Genomic DNA, 16,576 nt, shown 5'->3' on the forward strand with positions numbered 1-16,576 from the left:
CTGCCAGACGAATTTGCGGACAGAAATCAGCCTGCCTGATAACGCGCCAGCCGTGCCATTTCCACGAGCATCGCTTCGCCGGCGTCGACCAGTTGCTCGAACGTCATCCGGCCCGGCGCATGGCGCCCGGTGGGACTTCGAGGCACAAGCGGGACATGGACGAAGCTCGCGAGGCGAGGGCCGCCCTCAACATGGGTCGCCTCGATCGCGCGCCAGCTCAGATAATTGCAAAGGTAGTATCCCGCGCTCAGGGAGAGGCGGGCATCCACGCCTGTCAGTTGCGCCGCGCGCAGCAGACGGTGCGTGTGCGGTCCGAAGCGCCGTGTGGAATCTGAGTTCGCCACGATAGTGCGGCTGCTGACTTGGGTATGGTCGGCATCCGGCCAGATCTGGGTGACGGTGTTGCGGGCGCGGGTCTCGATGCGCACGAACGACGTGCGGGTGGCGAGGCCGAACATCAGAAGCGCATCGGGGCGATGTGTTTCAATCAGCACCGGAAGCTGCCGATCCACCGCGCTGTAAGTCACCGGGAAGATGTGTCCGATCCGCTCGATGTCGTCGAACATGGGGCGGCGCAGACGAAGCAGCCGCTCGACGAGTTTTTCAGTCGGATTGTAGGGGGCGCCCGGAAAGGGGCGAAAGCCGGTGATCAGGATACGCGGCTTCGCGCCCATCATCGCTCAAGCAGCGCGGTAATTGTATCCGCAGCGACGGCGGGCGTCATGCGGCCGTTGGCTACCGCGGCTTCGGTTTGCTTCACCTTGGCGCGGATGACGGGATCGGAACGCAGCCGCGCGTGCAGCCGGTCCTCAAGGATGGTATACATCCATTTGACCTGCTGCTGCCGCCGCCGTGTCTCGAAGTCGCCGCACGCGATCATGGCCGTGCGATGCGCGAGGATTTTCTCCCACAGCGCCTCGATCCCGTCGCCGGTCAGAGCGGAATAGGTCAGCACCGGTGGAAACCAGTGTTCCGAGCGCGGCGCGAGAATGTGAAGCGCGGCGTTGTATTCGGCAGCGGCAGCTTTCGCGCGCTTGAGGTTGTCGCCATCGGCTTTGTTGACGGCGATCATGTCGGCTAGCTCAACAAGGCCCTTCTTGATGCCCTGCAATTCGTCGCCAGCGCCCGGCAACATTAGCGCCAGGAAGAAATCCGTCATGTCGCAGACAGCGGTTTCCGACTGTCCGATGCCGACCGTCTCCACCAGAACCACATCGAAACCGGCGGCCTCGCATAACAGCATTGCCTCGCGCGTTTTCGCAGCGACGCCGCCGAGCGTGCCCGATGACGGGGAAGGGCGGATGAAGGCATTGTCTTCGGCGGAGAGCCGGGCCATCCGCGTCTTGTCGCCAAGGATCGAGCCGCCGGTGCGCGCCGATGACGGATCGACCGCGAGCACCGCGACCTTGTGGCCCTTCGCGATCAGCGCCATGCCGAGTGCATCGATGGTGGTGGATTTGCCGACGCCCGGCGAGCCGGTGATGCCGACACGAACCGCGTTGCCGGTCAGCGGCAGCAAGGCCTGCACCAGATCGCGCGCCTGCGCCTGATGATCGGCGCGGCGGCTTTCGATCAGCGTGATCGCGCGTGCCAGAGCAGCGCGGTCACCGGCGCGAAGGGCATCGGCGAGATGGAGCGAGGCTTTCTCGGGAACTGTCACCGGGGCCATACGCGGTGTTGTTTCAATCGCCGCTCACTCCGCCGCTTCGCTGGAGTGCCCCAACCGGACATTCAGCTTGCGGATCAGTTCCTCGGCGGCATCCGCGATCACGGTGCCCGGCGGGAAGATGGCCTCGGCGCCAGCCTTGTAAAGGGCGTCGTAATCCTGCGGCGGGATCACGCCGCCGATGATGATCATGATGTCTTCGCGGCCGCGCTTTTTCAGCGCTTCCTTCAACTCCGGAACGGCTGTGAGGTGGGCCGCGGCGAGCGACGACAAGCCGAGCATGTGAACGTCGTTCTCGACTGCCTGCCGTGCCGCCTCGTCGGCGGTGGCGAACAGCGGCCCGATATCGACGTCGAAACCGACGTCGGCGAAGGCCGAAGCAATCACTTTCTGTCCGCGATCATGGCCGTCCTGACCGATCTTCGCGACCAGAATACGTGGGCGGCGGCCTTCCGCATCCTCGAAGGCATCGATAAGAGCCTGCAATTTTTCGACCCGGTCCGACATGGTGGCGGCCTCGCGCTTGTAAACGCCGGTGATGGATTTGATTTCGGCACGGTGACGACCGAACACCTTTTCCATCGCATCGGAAATTTCGCCGACGGTAGCCTTGGCACGCGCCGCATCGATGGCCAGCGCCAGCAGATTGCCGTTGCCTTCGCCTGCGCTGCGCGTCAGAGCAGCAAGCGCTGCATCGACATCTGCCTGTTTTCGTTCGGAGCGAAGGCGCGCCAGCTTGTCGATCTGCAGGCGGCGCACGGTGGAATTCTCGACCTTGAGAACGTCGATCGGTGCTTCATTTTCAGGCTTGTATTTGTTGACGCCGATCACGGCCTGCTTGCCGGCGTCGATCCGCGCCTGCGTTTTGGCCGAGGCTTCCTCGATCCGCAGTTTCGGCACACCGGCCTCGATGGCCTTCGCCATGCCGCCGAGTTCCTCGACTTCCTGAATATGCGCCCAGGCCTTGGCGGCGAGGTCGTGCGTGAGCCGCTCGACATAATAGGAGCCGCCCCACGGATCGATGATCCGCGTGGTGCCGCTTTCCTGTTGCAGGAACAATTGCGTGTTGCGGGCAATGCGCGCGGAGAAATCTGTCGGCAGCGCCAGCGCCTCGTCGAGCGCGTTGGTGTGCAGCGACTGGGTATGACCCTGCGTTGCGGCCATCGCCTCGATGTTGGTGCGGACGACGTTGTTGAACACATCCTGCGCAGTCAGCGACCATCCGGATGTCTGGCAATGGGTGCGCAGCGACAGCGAGCGTGGATCCTTCGGATTGAACGGCTTCAGCAGCTTGGCCCACAGCAGCCGGGCCGCGCGCATCTTGGCGACTTCCATGAAGAAGTTCATGCCGATGGCCCAGAAGAACGACAGTCGGGGGGCGAAGCGATCGACATCGAGGCCGGCGGCCAATCCGGCGCGGAGATATTCGACGCCATCGGCGAGCGTGTAGGCGAGCTCGAGATCCTGCGTCGCGCCGGCTTCCTGCATATGGTAGCCGGAAATCGAAATCGAATTGTACTTCGGCATCTTCTGCGACGTGTATGCGAAGATATCCGAGATGATCCGCATCGAGGGAGCCGGCGGATAGATGTAGGTGTTGCGCACCATGAATTCTTTGAGAATGTCGTTCTGGATGGTGCCCGACAGTTTCTCCGGCGGCACGCCCTGTTCCTCGGCGGCAGCCACGAACAGCGCGAGAATCGGCAAGACTGCGCCGTTCATGGTCATCGACACGCTCATCTGGTCGAGCGGGATGCCTGCGAACAGCGTGCGCATGTCGTAGATGGAGTCTATGGCGACGCCCGCCATGCCGACGTCGCCGGACACGCGCGGATGATCCGAGTCATAGCCGCGGTGGGTGGCGAGATCGAACGCCACCGAGAGACCCTTCTGGCCGGCTGCGAGGTTGCGGCGATAGAAGGCGTTGGAATCTTCCGCCGTCGAAAAGCCGGCGTACTGGCGCACGGTCCATGGCTGATTGACATACATGGTCGGGTAGGGACCGCGCAGGAATGGTGCGATGCCGGGCCATGTGTCGAGGAAATCGATGCCGTTGAGATCGGCTTCGCTGTAGCTCGGCTTAACGAGAAGACCCTCAGGCGTGAGCCACGGCTGCGCGTTGCTTTCGCTGCCCTTCACGGCCGCGGGTTCGAATGCAACGTCGGCGAAATTCGGTATGCGGGTCATTCTGCTGTCTCAAGTTTTGCGCGATCAGAGCGGGGATGCGCAGCTCACGTATTATGGTCCGGATGCTGATAGCTGACAATGCTGCCCGCCTCGGCAGAACCCCATGATTCGGCTGTCGTTTTACCCGGCAGGTTGTGCAGATGGGCGACCCAGGCGAGCTTCGATTCAATGCCGATCTGATAGGTCGGAATCACGCGATCCGGGCGATCGAAAGCGCCGGTCAGAAGCTCGATCACCGAGCCGTTCAGCTTGCGATAGCTCAGCGGTGTTCCGCATTCCTTGCAGAAATCGCGCTCCGCCATCGATGACGAACGAAACGTCCCCGGCGTGCCGCGCGTCCATGCGAAGTCGCCGTGAGGAATTTCGACGAAACAGGCGAACGGTCCCGCCACGGCTTTCTGGCACATACGGCAATGGCAGACGCTGATCCGGCCCGGATTGCTGTACGACGCAAAGCGCACCGCGCCACATTGGCAGCCGCCGGTCAGAACAGGAACTCGTTCCTTCATGGCTTCACCCAATTCGTTCGTAGGCCGCCTTGAGCATTGCGAGGGCGTCGCCTCCCGCAAAGATGAAATCGCCGACACCCGCAGCGCGTAGGGGGGCTTCGAGTTCGCCGGGCCGGCCTGCCAGATAGATATGTTTTGCGCCGGCGTCGTGAAGAGCTTTCACGGCTGCCTCGGCATGCGCGGCATAGACCTTGTCGGACGAGCAGAGGCAGACGAGCGCCGCGCCTGACGACTTGAAAGCCGCGGCGAGCGCCGCCGGATCGGAGAAGCCTTCGGTATCGATGGCCTCGATGCCGCCGGTCTCGAAAAAGCTTTTCGCGAAGGTCGCCCGCGCAGTGAAATCGGCAGCGGTGCCGAGATTGGCCAGAAACACCTTCGGGCGCTTGCCGGCCTTCGACATCTGATCGGAGCGATCGCGCAGCGCCTCGAAAGGTGCCGCGAGCCGAATGGGCGCGAGCGCGTCGAACCGGATCACGATGTCATCCGGCAACAGTCCCGTCACCGGTTTGGCATCGAGCACGGCTGGTGTCTTCTCGTTAAGGTTCGGAAACTCGCTGGCTCCGGTCAACACATCCTTACGCCTGGCGATATTGACATCGCGCGCGGCGCGCACGGCGGCCACCTTGGTCTGGATGATGTTCTTTTCGAGCGCGGCAAACGGGCCGCCGGCCTTTTCGATGTCCTGAAACTGCGTCCATGCGGCTTCGCAAAGCTGTCTGGTGAGTGTTTCGATTCCGCCCGATCCTGCGGCCGGATCGGAGACCTTGTCGAGGTTGGATTCTTCCAGCAGCACGAGCTGGGTGTTTCGTGCGATACGGCGTGCGAATGCATCCGGCAGTCCGAGCGCCAGCGTGTGCGGCAGAACATTGATGCTGTTCGCGCCGCCGAGTCCCGCCGAGAACGCTGCGATGGTCGCGCGCAGCATGTTCACGTCGGGATCTCGCTGTGTGAGCATTCGCCACGCGGTGTCCGCCGCAATGAAAAGCGGCTGTGGGGTAAGCCCGCAGCTGTGCTCGACCCGCGCCCAGAGCAGACGCAGCGCACGGAATTTCGCCATGGTTAGAAACTGGTCGGCGTCGGCGCTGAGGCGGGCGTATATCATCCGCCGTGCGTCGTCGAGCGCAATGCCGGCGTCTTCCAGCGCGCGCAGATAGGCGACACCGACCGCGAGAACGTAAGCCAGTTCCTGCGCTTCCGAGCCGCCCGCGTCATGGATCACCCGGCCATCGGCCGGGGCGAAGGGCCCGCGAAAGCCGAGTTTCGCAAGCTGGGCGATCTTGCCGCCGAAAACCTTGGCGATGGACTCCCACGGGCCGTGGCTGCTGCCGCGCACGCCGCCGCCGCCAATCGGATCGAGACCGAAGCGGACATTGACAGCCGCGGGTGAAATCTTGCGTGCGGCGAGCAACTCGGCAAGGTGCAGCCCCATGTCGCGCGACTGCGGGCCGATCTCGAACTCAATGCCGATGCCGGCGTCGAGGTACACACCGTCGAGCGCGCGCGCCAGCGCCTCCTTGGTCGGCGGCAGGCCGTAGCCGCGCGCGCCGTTGGCTCCGGCGAAGACGAGCGTCAGACCGGTGGCGCCGTTCTCGAGATCATGCAGCGCCTGCGCGTTCGCGATCGCCGCATCGGGATGATCCACCCGCTGCATGATCTGCCAGGGGCTGCCTGCGGCACGCGCGGGAATGGCGGTCGCATTGCGGGCACGCTCATAGATCGGATCGATCCGCAGCCCGTCGTAGGTCTTGCCCACCAGCTTGTCGAATGGAGCACCCTTGAGAACCCCGTCAGCCAGCTGCCGCCAGTCGTCACGCGTGGCAGGGGGGAAATCGGCCGCGAGCGGCAGGTCATCGGTTTCAGCGGACATTCAGAGGGTTAGCTCCCGGACACGTGTTTGTTGGCCGGAAAATGCCATGTGGCGGGGCGCAAGCCAAATGGTTGTTTCAGGCGTTTACTGCAAATCAGGCAGGCGTTCGATGCCATCGGCGGGAAGCCGGGCGAGGGCCTGAAGCGGCGTTTGTCCTGCAATCGGACGATTGGGTACGATCTCGGCCAGCGGCACCAGCACGAAGGCCCGTTCGAACAGGCGAGGGTGCGGCAACGTTAGTTCGGGCTTGTCCAGGCGGACGTCGTCATAGGCGATGATGTCGAGGTCCAGAGTGCGCGGCCCCCAACGCCGCTCATTGGCACGGTCACGGCCGAATTTCTTTTCGATCTTGTGCAGTGTGAACAGCAACGCATGCGGATCGAGACTGGTCTCGATCTCGATGCAGGCGTTGATGAATGGTTCCTGATGCTCGTCACCCCACGGCGGTGTCTTATAATCTGATGACCGTGCGACCAGGGCGGCCTGCGCCATGCCGCAGATATTGGCGATGGCCTTGACGAAGGTTGCGCGGACATCGCCGACATTGCCGCCGAGAGCAATCAGGATGCTCGCCATATCAGTTCAGGACCGTGTTCGCGTGATGACGACGCCGACATCGTCGAAGATCGCAGCGATGGGGGCGTGCGGCTTGTGTACCGTGACCTTCACCGCGCTGACGCGGACAAATGCAGCGAGGACTGCTTCCGCCACGGCACCCGCTGCGCGCTCCAGCAGATAGTAGTTGTGCCCCTTGAAAGCCGCGCTCGCGGTCGCGACCACATCCGAATAGGATACCGTGTCGGCGAGCTTGTCGGTGCGGGAGGACTCTGCCAGATCAATCGACAGTTCGAGGTCGATCACGAACCGCTGGCCGACTTCGGCCTCATGATCCATCACTCCGTGCCGGGCGTGGATCAAAAGTCCCTTGATGAAAATCACGTCGCTCATCGTTTGTCCTCGATTGCCGATGCCACGCGCAGGGCCTGCACGGTTTCCGCGACATCGTGCGCGCGGATGATTTTTGCGCCGCGCTGTGCGGCCAATAGGTGCGCCGCGATGGATCCGCCGAGCCGCTGATCCGGTTCGGACGGGGCGACCGACGCGATGAAGCGTTTTCGCGATGCGCCGACCAGTAACGGAAGGCCGAACTGGCTCAAATCATCGAGTCGCGCCAGCGCGATCATGCTTTGCTCGGGTGTCTTGCCAAAGCCGATGCCGGGGTCGAGGACAATGTTTTCCCGTGGGATATTTGCATTGGTCGCGATGTCGAGCGATCGGGCGAAGAATCCCACCATGTCGGCGACAATATCGATAGCGGGATCGACGCTGTCGCGGTTGTGCATGACGATCACCGGCGCGCCGTGATCTGCGACGACCCGCGCCATGTCGGGATCGCGTTGCAGGCCCCATACGTCGTTGGCGATCACTGCGCCATTGCCCAGCGCCCATGTGGCCACTGATGCCTTCATGGTGTCGATCGAGACGGGACTTCCCAGGCGGGCAACGGCGGGCAGGACATCCCGCAACCGTTGCAATTCGTCGTCCGCCGAGACGGGCTTCGAGCCATACGGGCGGGTGGATTCCGCGCCGATATCGAGGATATCCGCGCCCTCGGCGATCATGCGTTTCGCCTGTACGAGCGCCTGCTCGGGCACGATGAACCGGCCGCCGTCGGAGAAGGAGTCGGGGGTGACATTGAGCACGCCCATCACCGCCGGATAACGCCGCACGAAGAGGTCCTGCAGCACTGGATGATACTGCGAGGCAGCCGGATTTGAGCGGGACGGAGCAGCCATCATGCGGTGGCTTTGCGCGGTCCCCGCTGACGAGTCAAGCGGTAGCGGGAGGGGATATGGCCCAAGGAGTTTCGGGTAGCCGGTTCAGCCGTACCCGTGGGCGGAGTTTCAGTAGGAAATCTTCAGCGGCAGCTTGCGGGCGCGCTGGATCAGCTCCGCGACAGACTTGTCCGAGGGGAGAACCTGAACAAGCTTTCGCTTGTCGTTGGCTTCCTTCATGGCCTGAGCCAGCCGCTGGGGGTTGCGCTGCACGAACTCGCGCACCGTCACCACCCCGGCCGCCCGGAGCAGCTCAGCCTTGGCCTTGCCCATCCCCTTGATACGCATGCAGTCGACCATATTCGCCCAAGCCAGCAACTGCTGTTCGCTGAGCCCGGTTTTTGCCGCAAGCGCCTTGCGGCCTTTTGGCGTACTCGCGCTGTCAAGCAGCGCGGCCGTCGTCCGAATACCCTGGGCTTTGAGTTTGGCCTGGGCATGCGTGCTCAGGCCGTCGATTTTGGAGAGTGGATACGCTGCAAGCGGATTGGACATGGGTACTCGAACTTGGAAAATGAATCTTAAGCGAACTTGGAAAGGCCGGGGGTCTCGGCAATGATCGTGCGCATTCCGTCCGCGCCAATTTTGTCGCGGCCAAACCGGAAAAGTTCACGCGCGAGACTTTGAATCTCGTTCATACCAAGACCGAAACCCATCAGTTTGGCGCCGAGCGCCATCACACCGCCGCCCAGCATGCTCGCGAAGCCGCCGGTGGAACCAGCAGCTTCGATCGCCGGTTCTGCACCGGGAATCTTTTCGATCAGCGCACGCACCTGATCGGCAGGACCTTCCTTGCGCAGGAACCCCAGAATCGCGCCGATGGCCTTTTCAGCCACGGCTTTATCGATGCCGGCTTTTGCAGCCAGAGCGTCAGTCAATTCGTCCATTAAATGCCCCGTGCCCTCCGGTTGCTTGCCGGATCTTTGTTTGTGATTTTATCTTGAGCGTGTGCGTTGTGAATTACAAGCGATGCCGCTTTTCGGAACCGCGGTTTGAGCGCAATCGATCGTGAAGTGTTGCAGCTATGCAAGCGTTGCCGCTGTCTTGATGAGCATTTCCGTGTGAATGGTGCCCCTTGATGAGGTGCGGCCCAAGATTACGAGGCGAATTAGAATTGGTTTCAGATCTACGATCGATCTTTCGCGGACGATACGGATAAGAATTCCCGATGTCCGGGGAATAATTCGTTCATCCGCGGCGGCTGGACGCCATATATATAATGCGGCGCGGTATTGGCTTGTGCGAGGAGACGCGTTCTGCGGGTTGACCGGCGGGTTCCGGCCTGCAAGATCATGCATGACGCGCCGCTTCTGAGGCGAGCGCAAGGTATCGAAAGCCTGCGAGAGGCGAGACATGGCCAAGAAGACGTCCAAGACCGTTTCTGACAAGGCTGCTTCCGACAAAACCGTTTCCTCTCCAAAAGCTGCCTCGGCGGCGAGGCCTGCTGGTAGCGGAAATGTTGCATCAGCCGATACCGACAAGACGCTTTTCATCGGAAAGGGCGACCAGTCAGCATTTTTGACGCTCGGGCTGGCGAACCGCCACGGCCTTGTCACGGGTGCCACCGGTACCGGCAAGACAGTTACGCTTCAGGTGATGGCCGAAGGTTTCGCCCGCGCGGGCGTTCCTGTGTTCGCAGCCGACATCAAAGGCGATCTCTCCGGCATCGCGGAAGTAGGCGAGGCAAAGGATTTCATCCTCAGCCGCGCCAAGGAAATGGGTCTTCAGTTTCAGCCGGATCAGTTCTCGACAGTATTCTGGGACGTGTTCGGCGAGCAGGGACACCCGGTCCGTGCCACCGTCACCGAAATGGGACCGTTGCTGCTGTCCCAGATGCTCCAGCTCAACGATGTGCAGGAGGGCGTCCTCAACGTCGCGTTCCGCGTCGCTGATGAGCATGGCCTCGCGCTGGTCGACATGAAGGATCTGCGGGCCTTGCTGGACGCCATCGTACCTGGCTCAGCGAAGGACGCCGACCTTGATCCGTTGCAGGATATCCGCAAGGCCGCGCAATCCTTCGGCAATGTCAGCAAGGCGACGGTCGGCACCATTCAGCGCCAGTTGCTGGTGCTGGAAAATCAAGGGGCAGACAAGTTCTTCGGCGAACCTGCGCTCCAGTTGAAGGATTTCATGCGGACCGACTCCAGCGGCCGCGGCATGGTCAACATCCTTGTCGCCGACAAGCTGATGTCGAGCCCGAAACTGTATTCGACGTTCCTGCTCTGGATGCTCTCGGAGCTGTTTGAGGAACTGCCCGAGGTCGGCGACCCGGCAAAGCCCAAGCTGGTGTTCTTCTTCGACGAAGCGCATCTGCTTTTCGACGATGCGCCCAAAGCCCTGATGGACAAGATCGAGCAGGTCGTCCGTCTGATCCGCTCGAAGGGTATCGGTGTCTATTTCGTGACCCAGAACCCGATCGACGTTCCGGACAAGATTCTCGCCCAGCTTGGTAACCGCGTTCAGCACGCGCTGCGCGCGTTTACCCCGCGTGATCAGAAGGCCGTTCAGGCGGCGGCGCAGACGTTCAGGCCCAATCCCAATCTCGATACCGCCCAGGTCATCACGGAGCTCGGCAAGGGCGAAGCTCTCGTGTCGTTCCTGGAAGGCAACGGTACGCCGTCGATGGTCGAGCGCGTGATGATCCGCCCGCCGACGGCGCGGATCGGGCCGATCACTCCTGAGGAACGCAAGGCGATTATTGCCGCGAGCCCGGTGAAGGGGAAATACGACACCGCGATCGACGGGGAAACTGCATTCGAAATCTTGCAGAAGCGTCTGTCAAACACTGCCGCGCCGGTCGGCACGCCGGGTGCCGACGGATCGGCGCCGGAAGGCGGCGGCGTGCTCGGCCAGATCGGATCGATTGTCGGGACGGTCTTTGGCACCAACACGCCCCGCGGCAAATTGTCGACCACCCAGGTCATCGCACGCAGCGTCACCCGTTCTGTGACCAACAAGGTCGCCGGAGATGTTGCTTCCAGCATCGGCAAGTCGGTCGGCGGTTCGCTTGGCGGGTCGATCGGCCGTTCCATCGTGCGCAATGTGCTGGGGAGCCTGCTGCGGCGGTAGTTTCTGCTCTTCGCACGCGAACTGCCCGGATCAGAGGAACAATCAAGCATGTCAGCCACACCGCAACTCGCCGCCGTTCTCGATCACATCGACAAGGAATTCGACAACAGCCTTGAGCGGTTGTTCACGCTGCTCCGGATCAAGTCTATCTCCGCCGATCCGGCTTTCGTGGATGATTGCAAAAAGGCGGCGGATCATCTCGCTGCGGATATCGCCTCCATCGGTTTTGCGACCGACGTGCGCCCGACCGCGGGGCATCCGGCGATCGTCGGCAAGAGCAACGGTCAGAGCGGTGCGCATGTCCTGTTCTACGGTCACTATGACGTGCAGCCGGTCGATCCGCTGGACCTCTGGCACCGCCCGCCGTTCGAGCCCGTCGTCACCGATCATGCCGACGGCCGCAAGATCATTGTCGCGCGCGGCGCCGAAGACGACAAAGGTCAGTTGATGACCTTCGTTGAAGCCTGCCGTGCCTGGAAGAACGTCACAGGATCGTTGCCGCTCAATGTGACGATCCTGATCGAAGGTGAGGAGGAAATCGGTTCGAAGAACTTCGGCCCATTCCTCGACAAGAACAAGAAGGATCTCGCAGCTGATTTCGTGCTGGTCTGCGACACCGGCATGTGGGACCAGAACACGCCGGCGATTACGACGTCGCTGCGCGGTCTCGTTTATGACGAGGTCAGGATCAAGGCGGCGAACCGCGATCTGCATTCAGGTATTTTCGGCGGCGGCGCGCAAAACCCGATCCGCGTGTTGACCCGCATTCTCGGCAGCATCCACGACGACAACGGCCACATCACCATTCCGGGTTTTTACGACGGCGTGAAAGATCTTCCGGCGGATATTCTCGCGCAGTGGAAGAATCTCAACCTGTCGCCGGAGACATTTCTCAAGCCGATCGGGCTGTCGGTGCCGGCCGGTGAAAAGGACCGGTTGCTGATCGAGCAGGTTTCGTCGCGGCCGACCTGCGATATCAATGGCATCTTCGGCGGCTACACCGGCGAAGGCTCCAAGACCGTCATTCCCGCGCACGCATCGGCGAAAGTCTCGTTCCGTCTGGTGGAGGGACAAGACCCGGAGAAAATCCGCAAAGCCTTCCGGCATTTCGTCACCTCGCGTCTGCCTGCCGACTGCTCGGCTGAGTTCATCGATCACGCTGGTGCGCCAGCGATCGCGCTCGATTGGGGCATGAAGCCGCTGGCGGCGGCAAAGCATGCGCTGACCGATGAATGGGGCAAGGATGCGCTGCTGATCGGGTCGGGGGCGTCGATTCCGATTGTTGCCGACTTCAAGAAGACGCTTGGACTCGACACGGTGCTGATAGGTTTCGGCCTCGAGGATGACAACATCCACTCGCCGAACGAGAAATACGACCTGAAGAGCTTCCACAAGGGTATCCGCTCGTGGGCGCGCATTCTCGCAGCGTTCGCGGACACGCCGCGCTGAGGCGGTTGATGCTGAAGCATCCGCCAAACGCAAAAACGCCGCCCGGAATTGGGCGGCGTTTTTAGTCTCTGTCAGTGTAGAGGCTGACGGATGGAATCTATATCCGAAGCCGATCCTGTCAAGTCTTGTAGCTTGGATCGAGCCGGTCGAGCTTGCGCAGCAACGGCGGCCAGACGAGCTTGGTGGAGCGCAGGTCCGAACGATCCGGGTCGCTGACCAGCTTTTCGTTTTTCTCGATCACCAGCTTTTCGACCGGGTAGGCGGTCGGCCCGAGCATGCGGGTGCGGACCTGCATCGTGCAGGCGCGCTCAAGATGAAACATGCGCTCGAATGCGGAAGCGACTGAACGTCCGACTGTCAGCGTGCCGTGATTGCGCAGCAAGAGGTGGTTCTTGGTGCCGAGATCCTTCTGGATGCGCGGGCGTTCGTCGTGGTCGAGCGCAATCCCTTCGTAGTCGTGATAGGCGAGGTCGCCGGTGACCAGCTGTGCGGTCTGATTCAGCGGCAACAGCCCTTCCATGCAGCTTGCAACCGCGGTGCCGTCGGGCGTGTGAAGGTGCAGAACGCAGCCCGCGTCTTCGCGAACTTCGTGGATTGCCGAGTGAATGGTGAAGCCGGCGGGATTGATGCTGTATTCGCTTGGGGTGAGCTGGTTGCCGTCGAGGTCCACCTTCACCAGGCTCGATGCGGTGATCTCGTCGAACATCAGGCCATAGGGATTGATCAGGAAGTGATGTTCTGGACCGGGGACACGGGCGGAGATGTGCGTATCCACCAGATCATCCCAGCCATAATACGCAACAAGGCGATAGGCCGCGGCGAGATTGACGCGCTGCTCCCACTCACCGGGAACCATATTGGATTGGACTTCCTTGAGACGTGCCTCAGCCGGTGACATGGCGATTTTCTCCCGCGATTTGTTTTGATCTTACTCGGGGAGGAGCCTAGTCCCGGGATACCGCTATCGCAACATGCGACGCCCGCAGGGGCGCCATGCCGCGAACCCGAAACGCACAGGGATCAGGGTGCCGGAATAGTGAGCAGGCTGGCGATGCTCTTGCCGCGGATGTCGTACACCCGCGCGAACACCACGTCGTCACGCTTGATTTCGACCACAACCGGCGCGTTCAGTCCCTTGCAGTAGAACTCGCCGAGCGTCATGGCGAAATCCGCGGCCTGGCTGTCCCAGCCGATGGTGAAATCGGGGCCAAGTGCGACCTGTGCCGGACGCTGCGGACCGCACACCGCGACACGCCACTTGCGATTCTTGGGAGCAGGTTCCTGACGTTCCTCGATCTCCTGCCGCAGTCCCTCAGACGCCTGTTTGAGCGCGAGCCCCCAGTAGTCGAGCATGTAGCGGTCGTCGGCGGCGCGAACCGTGCCGGCGATGTGATTGAAGTGCGTGTACTGATAGGGATGCAGCCGGATCATTTCGTTGAGCGGCAGCATCAGCCCCAGCAAAAATATCGCTGCGAACACGGCCTGCGCGGGACGGCTGCGTTCCTTCAGCCAGCCGATGATCGTGGCAAAGGCAACGCCGGCGAGAACGGCCATCGGCGGGATGACGAAGATGAAATGGCGAATGCCGTTGTAAAGCGCAGGACGCTTCACCATCGCGATGATGAGCGGAAGCGTCGCCGCTAGCGTTAACATCAGCAGAATGCTTTTGCGCCGGGTGTCGACGTTGGAGCGCATCAGCGCAACGAATGTGCCGGCGAAGGCGGCGCCGAGCAGGCCGAGCAACACTTCGGGAAGCTGGAGTGCGAACAGCGTCGGCAGATAGGACCACGGCATGTCCGGCACGGAGACGATCGCGCCGTTGAACAGCTCCTTCCACGGCTTCTCGAAGAAATGCGAGAAGTAGGTCAGCGCGTGGAATGGATTGGCGGGGTTGATAATCGACCAGGGCCAGACGAGGCCCATGATCAGATAGCCCAGCAGCACGCCGGGCAGCAGAACATAAACGACATGACCGAGCCGGTGCGCGGCTTCGCGCAGGCCATGGGTGCGGATGTCGGAAATCCAGATCGGCAGAAATCCGATCGTGGCATAGACCAGCGCCAGTCCGCCAAGGATGCGGCAACCGATCGACAGACCTGCACCGAGACCGATGATCAGGATCGTGTTCGGCTTTGGCGAGGGATATTCCTGCGCCAGCCTGACGAGTCCGAGCATCAGGATCACCATCGCCACGGCGAACGGCGCATCCTTCGGATTCATGAACATGTGTCCGTAGAAGGTCGGACACAGCACGAGCAGGACGATCGCGGCAAGACCGGCCACCGGTCCGCCGACGCGCCGCGCCAGCCGCCATGTGACGCCGATGCCGATCACACCGACGATAGCGCCGAGAAGGCGCCGCGTTTCGAACAGTTCGAGCGGAATGATCTTGTGCAGAAGCGCGGCCGCCATGTCGAAGCCGCCACCATACATATATAGGTTGGCGAATGAGAGCGCGCTGGTGTCGGTGAAGCCGCTGCCGAACATCTTCAGCAGCAGGTCGGCATATTCCGCGTGCGTGTAGTCGTCCCAGCCGAGGCCGTAGTCCTTGAACGTCAGGCCCGCGACGACTGTGACAACAGCCAGCACGGCCAGCGCAAGATCGTCACACGTCTGCTCGATCGAGCGCCCGGCCGGCGTGTCGAGGGCTGATGTTGTAATGGATGACATCTCAGCTAATGAACCCAGCCGTTTCCGTGCCTGCGTCTCTTCCGGGCAGGCCGTCCCGGGAACTTTGTATCCCAGATCGGTGTTCAGGTAATTGCCAAATGTGGCGCATTTTCTCTAATTGCAATGCAACATTTGCCGTCAGGGTAAAAAACCATGCTCCAAGCGTGTGTTCCATGCCGGACAGATTGCGCTTCTGAACCTGAACAGCGTCTGACCAGCGGCCCCTTTCATCGAAAAAGCGCTCAATTACCAATTGGTAATGCGTCGACTTGAAACTATTATGGAACTCACCCTGTTGAGTCCGCTGGCGCGGGTCTGGAGATTGTAATGATTGCGCTATTGATCGGCGGAACGGTCGTCGTGTGCATCGGCCTTCTGACGGTCGTTTTCGGGATTCCGATCAAGGAGTTCAGTTTCGGCAACACGATGATCCTGGCCGGGGCCGTGGTGTCCTGCACCGGGCTGGTCCTGATCGGACTGTATTCCGTCGGCCGGGAATTCCGGAATCTCGCGCGCCGTCTGGAAACCGGTTTGCCAGTTCCAGCCGTATTGCCGCGCGAGTCAGTGGCGGAAGCCGGGGCCGAAACTTCCGCGCCGCCAATTCGTCCGGCGCGGACCCTGCCTGAACCGCCGCTCACGCCGCGTCCGATGCCGCCAAGGCCGGGCCGTGAAGACACCCTGTTTACGCGCGACCAGCCGGCGGATTTGCAAGACCGGGACGATTTCACCGACACACGGGACGATCATGGGCGTGCGCCGCTTTCCACGCAGGAGTCTGCGCCCTGGCCGGAGCATCCGGTCTCGCGCGCTCGCAATCCTGTGCCCGCTGCAGAGTCACTAGACCCCCCAGCAGAAGCTCCGCGCCAGCGCCGCAACATCATGTTTTCGTCGCATCGGCGCGATAAGTCTCGCGACCTGCCACCGCGCGATCCGCCGCTGGACGATACCGCTGACAGGCCTGCAACGGAGGACTTCGGGCATCGCGATCCTGAACCGGAAACCGGTGGCGCGTTCGATAGCGCGTGGCCTCATTCCGACAAGGGACGCCACGATTCATCCCTGTCCCGGCCAGGCCGGAGCGCGCCGCCGCCGGAGCCCGAGCCTGACGCGCCTGAGCCCGTGCGCGAACGATTTCCGCCTCGGCGTGCGGATGCTTCGTCGGTCACCATCGTGAAGTCGGGTGTCGTCGATTCGATGGCGTATTCCCTGTATTCCGACGGATCGATCGAGGCGCAGATGCCTGAAGGCATGGTGCGGTTTGCATCGATTGACGAATTGCGCGCGCATCTGGATCAGCGCGGCTGATCCATCCTCCGCGGGCAGGTAC

The 16,576-nt window shown here is 62.0% G+C and carries 15 protein-coding genes; 3 read left to right on the forward strand and 12 right to left on the reverse strand.

Annotation, left to right across the window (positions count from 1 at the left end; all coding sequences use genetic code 11):
- Positions 1-26: 26 nt before the first annotated feature.
- The 10 genes from I554_RS0118195 to I554_RS0118240 form a co-directional block, all read right to left on the reverse strand.
- Entirely contained in the window at positions 27-674 is a 648-nt protein-coding gene (locus I554_RS0118195; protein WP_024573948.1) for a pyroglutamyl-peptidase I, read from the reverse strand.
- Positions 674-1,669, reverse strand: a complete 996-nt coding sequence (meaB, locus tag I554_RS0118200; RefSeq protein ID WP_024573949.1) for a methylmalonyl Co-A mutase-associated GTPase MeaB — start codon at positions 1,667-1,669, stop codon at positions 674-676. Before meaB ends, I554_RS0118195 begins: the two co-directional genes overlap by 1 nt.
- 24 nt (positions 1,670-1,693) lie before the next feature.
- Positions 1,694-3,853 carry a methylmalonyl-CoA mutase gene (scpA, locus tag I554_RS0118205; protein ID WP_024573950.1) on the reverse strand — a complete coding sequence of 720 codons (2,160 nt, stop codon included), beginning with the start codon at positions 3,851-3,853 and terminating at the stop codon, positions 1,694-1,696.
- Positions 3,854-3,897: 44 nt separating this feature from the next.
- Positions 3,898-4,362 (reverse strand): GFA family protein, encoded by a 465-nt coding sequence (locus I554_RS0118210; protein WP_024573951.1) that lies wholly within the window; start codon positions 4,360-4,362, stop codon positions 3,898-3,900.
- Positions 4,363-4,366: 4 nt separating this feature from the next.
- Positions 4,367-6,229 (reverse strand): methylmalonyl-CoA mutase family protein, encoded by a 1,863-nt coding sequence (locus I554_RS0118215; RefSeq protein WP_024573952.1) that lies wholly within the window; start codon positions 6,227-6,229, stop codon positions 4,367-4,369.
- An 84-nt stretch (positions 6,230-6,313) separates the two neighbouring features.
- Positions 6,314-6,805 (reverse strand): 2-amino-4-hydroxy-6-hydroxymethyldihydropteridine diphosphokinase, encoded by a 492-nt coding sequence (gene folK / locus I554_RS0118220; protein WP_024573953.1) that lies wholly within the window; start codon positions 6,803-6,805, stop codon positions 6,314-6,316.
- A 6-nt stretch (positions 6,806-6,811) separates the two neighbouring features.
- Positions 6,812-7,177, reverse strand: coding sequence for a dihydroneopterin aldolase (gene folB / locus I554_RS0118225; RefSeq protein WP_024573954.1), 366 nt, complete (start codon positions 7,175-7,177; stop codon positions 6,812-6,814).
- Positions 7,174-8,028: a dihydropteroate synthase gene (folP, locus tag I554_RS0118230; RefSeq protein WP_024573955.1), complete on the reverse strand. Its 855-nt coding sequence runs from the start codon at positions 8,026-8,028 to the stop codon at positions 7,174-7,176. Before folP ends, folB begins: the two co-directional genes overlap by 4 nt.
- Before the next feature lie 105 nt (positions 8,029-8,133).
- Positions 8,134-8,556, reverse strand: a complete 423-nt coding sequence (locus I554_RS0118235) for a DUF4332 domain-containing protein (RefSeq protein WP_024573956.1) — start codon at positions 8,554-8,556, stop codon at positions 8,134-8,136.
- Positions 8,557-8,582: 26 nt separating this feature from the next.
- Positions 8,583-8,948, reverse strand: coding sequence for a hypothetical protein (locus I554_RS0118240; protein WP_024573957.1), 366 nt, complete (start codon positions 8,946-8,948; stop codon positions 8,583-8,585).
- A gap of 466 nt (positions 8,949-9,414) precedes the next feature.
- Between I554_RS0118240 and I554_RS0118245 the strand changes: the two genes are divergently transcribed.
- Together I554_RS0118245 and I554_RS0118250 are read left to right on the forward strand one after the other, a co-directional pair.
- Positions 9,415-11,130 (forward strand): helicase HerA-like domain-containing protein, encoded by a 1,716-nt coding sequence (locus tag I554_RS0118245; protein ID WP_024573958.1) that lies wholly within the window; start codon positions 9,415-9,417, stop codon positions 11,128-11,130.
- A gap of 48 nt (positions 11,131-11,178) precedes the next feature.
- Positions 11,179-12,579: a M20/M25/M40 family metallo-hydrolase gene (locus I554_RS0118250; RefSeq protein WP_024573959.1), complete on the forward strand. Its 1,401-nt coding sequence runs from the start codon at positions 11,179-11,181 to the stop codon at positions 12,577-12,579.
- A gap of 118 nt (positions 12,580-12,697) precedes the next feature.
- Here the strand turns inward: I554_RS0118250 and I554_RS0118255 are convergent, their stop codons facing one another.
- Positions 12,698-13,477 carry a class II aldolase/adducin family protein gene (locus I554_RS0118255; protein ID WP_024573960.1) on the reverse strand — a complete coding sequence of 260 codons (780 nt, stop codon included), beginning with the start codon at positions 13,475-13,477 and terminating at the stop codon, positions 12,698-12,700.
- A 122-nt stretch (positions 13,478-13,599) separates the two neighbouring features.
- Positions 13,600-15,249 carry a glycosyltransferase family 39 protein gene (locus I554_RS0118260; protein ID WP_024573961.1) on the reverse strand — a complete coding sequence of 550 codons (1,650 nt, stop codon included), beginning with the start codon at positions 15,247-15,249 and terminating at the stop codon, positions 13,600-13,602.
- Between the two features lie 327 nt (positions 15,250-15,576).
- On the opposite strand from I554_RS0118260, the gene I554_RS0118265 reads away from it, so the two are divergent.
- Positions 15,577-16,554, forward strand: a complete 978-nt coding sequence (locus I554_RS0118265) for a hypothetical protein (RefSeq protein ID WP_024573962.1) — start codon at positions 15,577-15,579, stop codon at positions 16,552-16,554.
- The last annotated feature ends 22 nt before the right edge of the window (positions 16,555-16,576 follow it).

This window comes from Afipia sp. OHSU_II-C1 (assembly GCF_000497575.1).
Classification (GTDB): domain Bacteria; phylum Pseudomonadota; class Alphaproteobacteria; order Rhizobiales; family Xanthobacteraceae; genus Afipia.

Coding starts and splice junctions, on each gene's coding strand:
- I554_RS0118210 (WP_024573951.1), bottom strand. CDS start 4,362: ATGAAGGAACGAGTTCCTGTTCTGACCGGCGGCTGCCAATGTGGCGCG.
- I554_RS0118240 (WP_024573957.1), bottom strand. CDS start 8,948: ATGGACGAATTGACTGACGCTCTGGCTGCAAAAGCCGGCATCGATAAA.
- folK (WP_024573953.1), bottom strand. CDS start 6,805: ATGGCGAGCATCCTGATTGCTCTCGGCGGCAATGTCGGCGATGTCCGC.
- I554_RS0118215 (WP_024573952.1), bottom strand. CDS start 6,229: ATGTCCGCTGAAACCGATGACCTGCCGCTCGCGGCCGATTTCCCCCCT.
- folB (WP_024573954.1), bottom strand. CDS start 7,177: ATGAGCGACGTGATTTTCATCAAGGGACTTTTGATCCACGCCCGGCAC.
- I554_RS0118250 (WP_024573959.1), top strand. CDS start 11,179: ATGTCAGCCACACCGCAACTCGCCGCCGTTCTCGATCACATCGACAAG.
- I554_RS0118235 (WP_024573956.1), bottom strand. CDS start 8,556: ATGTCCAATCCGCTTGCAGCGTATCCACTCTCCAAAATCGACGGCCTG.
- I554_RS0118245 (WP_024573958.1), top strand. CDS start 9,415: ATGGCCAAGAAGACGTCCAAGACCGTTTCTGACAAGGCTGCTTCCGAC.
- I554_RS0118260 (WP_024573961.1), bottom strand. CDS start 15,249: ATGTCATCCATTACAACATCAGCCCTCGACACGCCGGCCGGGCGCTCG.
- I554_RS0118255 (WP_024573960.1), bottom strand. CDS start 13,477: ATGTCACCGGCTGAGGCACGTCTCAAGGAAGTCCAATCCAATATGGTT.
- I554_RS0118195 (WP_024573948.1), bottom strand. CDS start 674: ATGGGCGCGAAGCCGCGTATCCTGATCACCGGCTTTCGCCCCTTTCCG.
- meaB (WP_024573949.1), bottom strand. CDS start 1,669: ATGGCCCCGGTGACAGTTCCCGAGAAAGCCTCGCTCCATCTCGCCGAT.
- folP (WP_024573955.1), bottom strand. CDS start 8,028: ATGATGGCTGCTCCGTCCCGCTCAAATCCGGCTGCCTCGCAGTATCAT.
- scpA (WP_024573950.1), bottom strand. CDS start 3,853: ATGACCCGCATACCGAATTTCGCCGACGTTGCATTCGAACCCGCGGCC.
- I554_RS0118265 (WP_024573962.1), top strand. CDS start 15,577: ATGATTGCGCTATTGATCGGCGGAACGGTCGTCGTGTGCATCGGCCTT.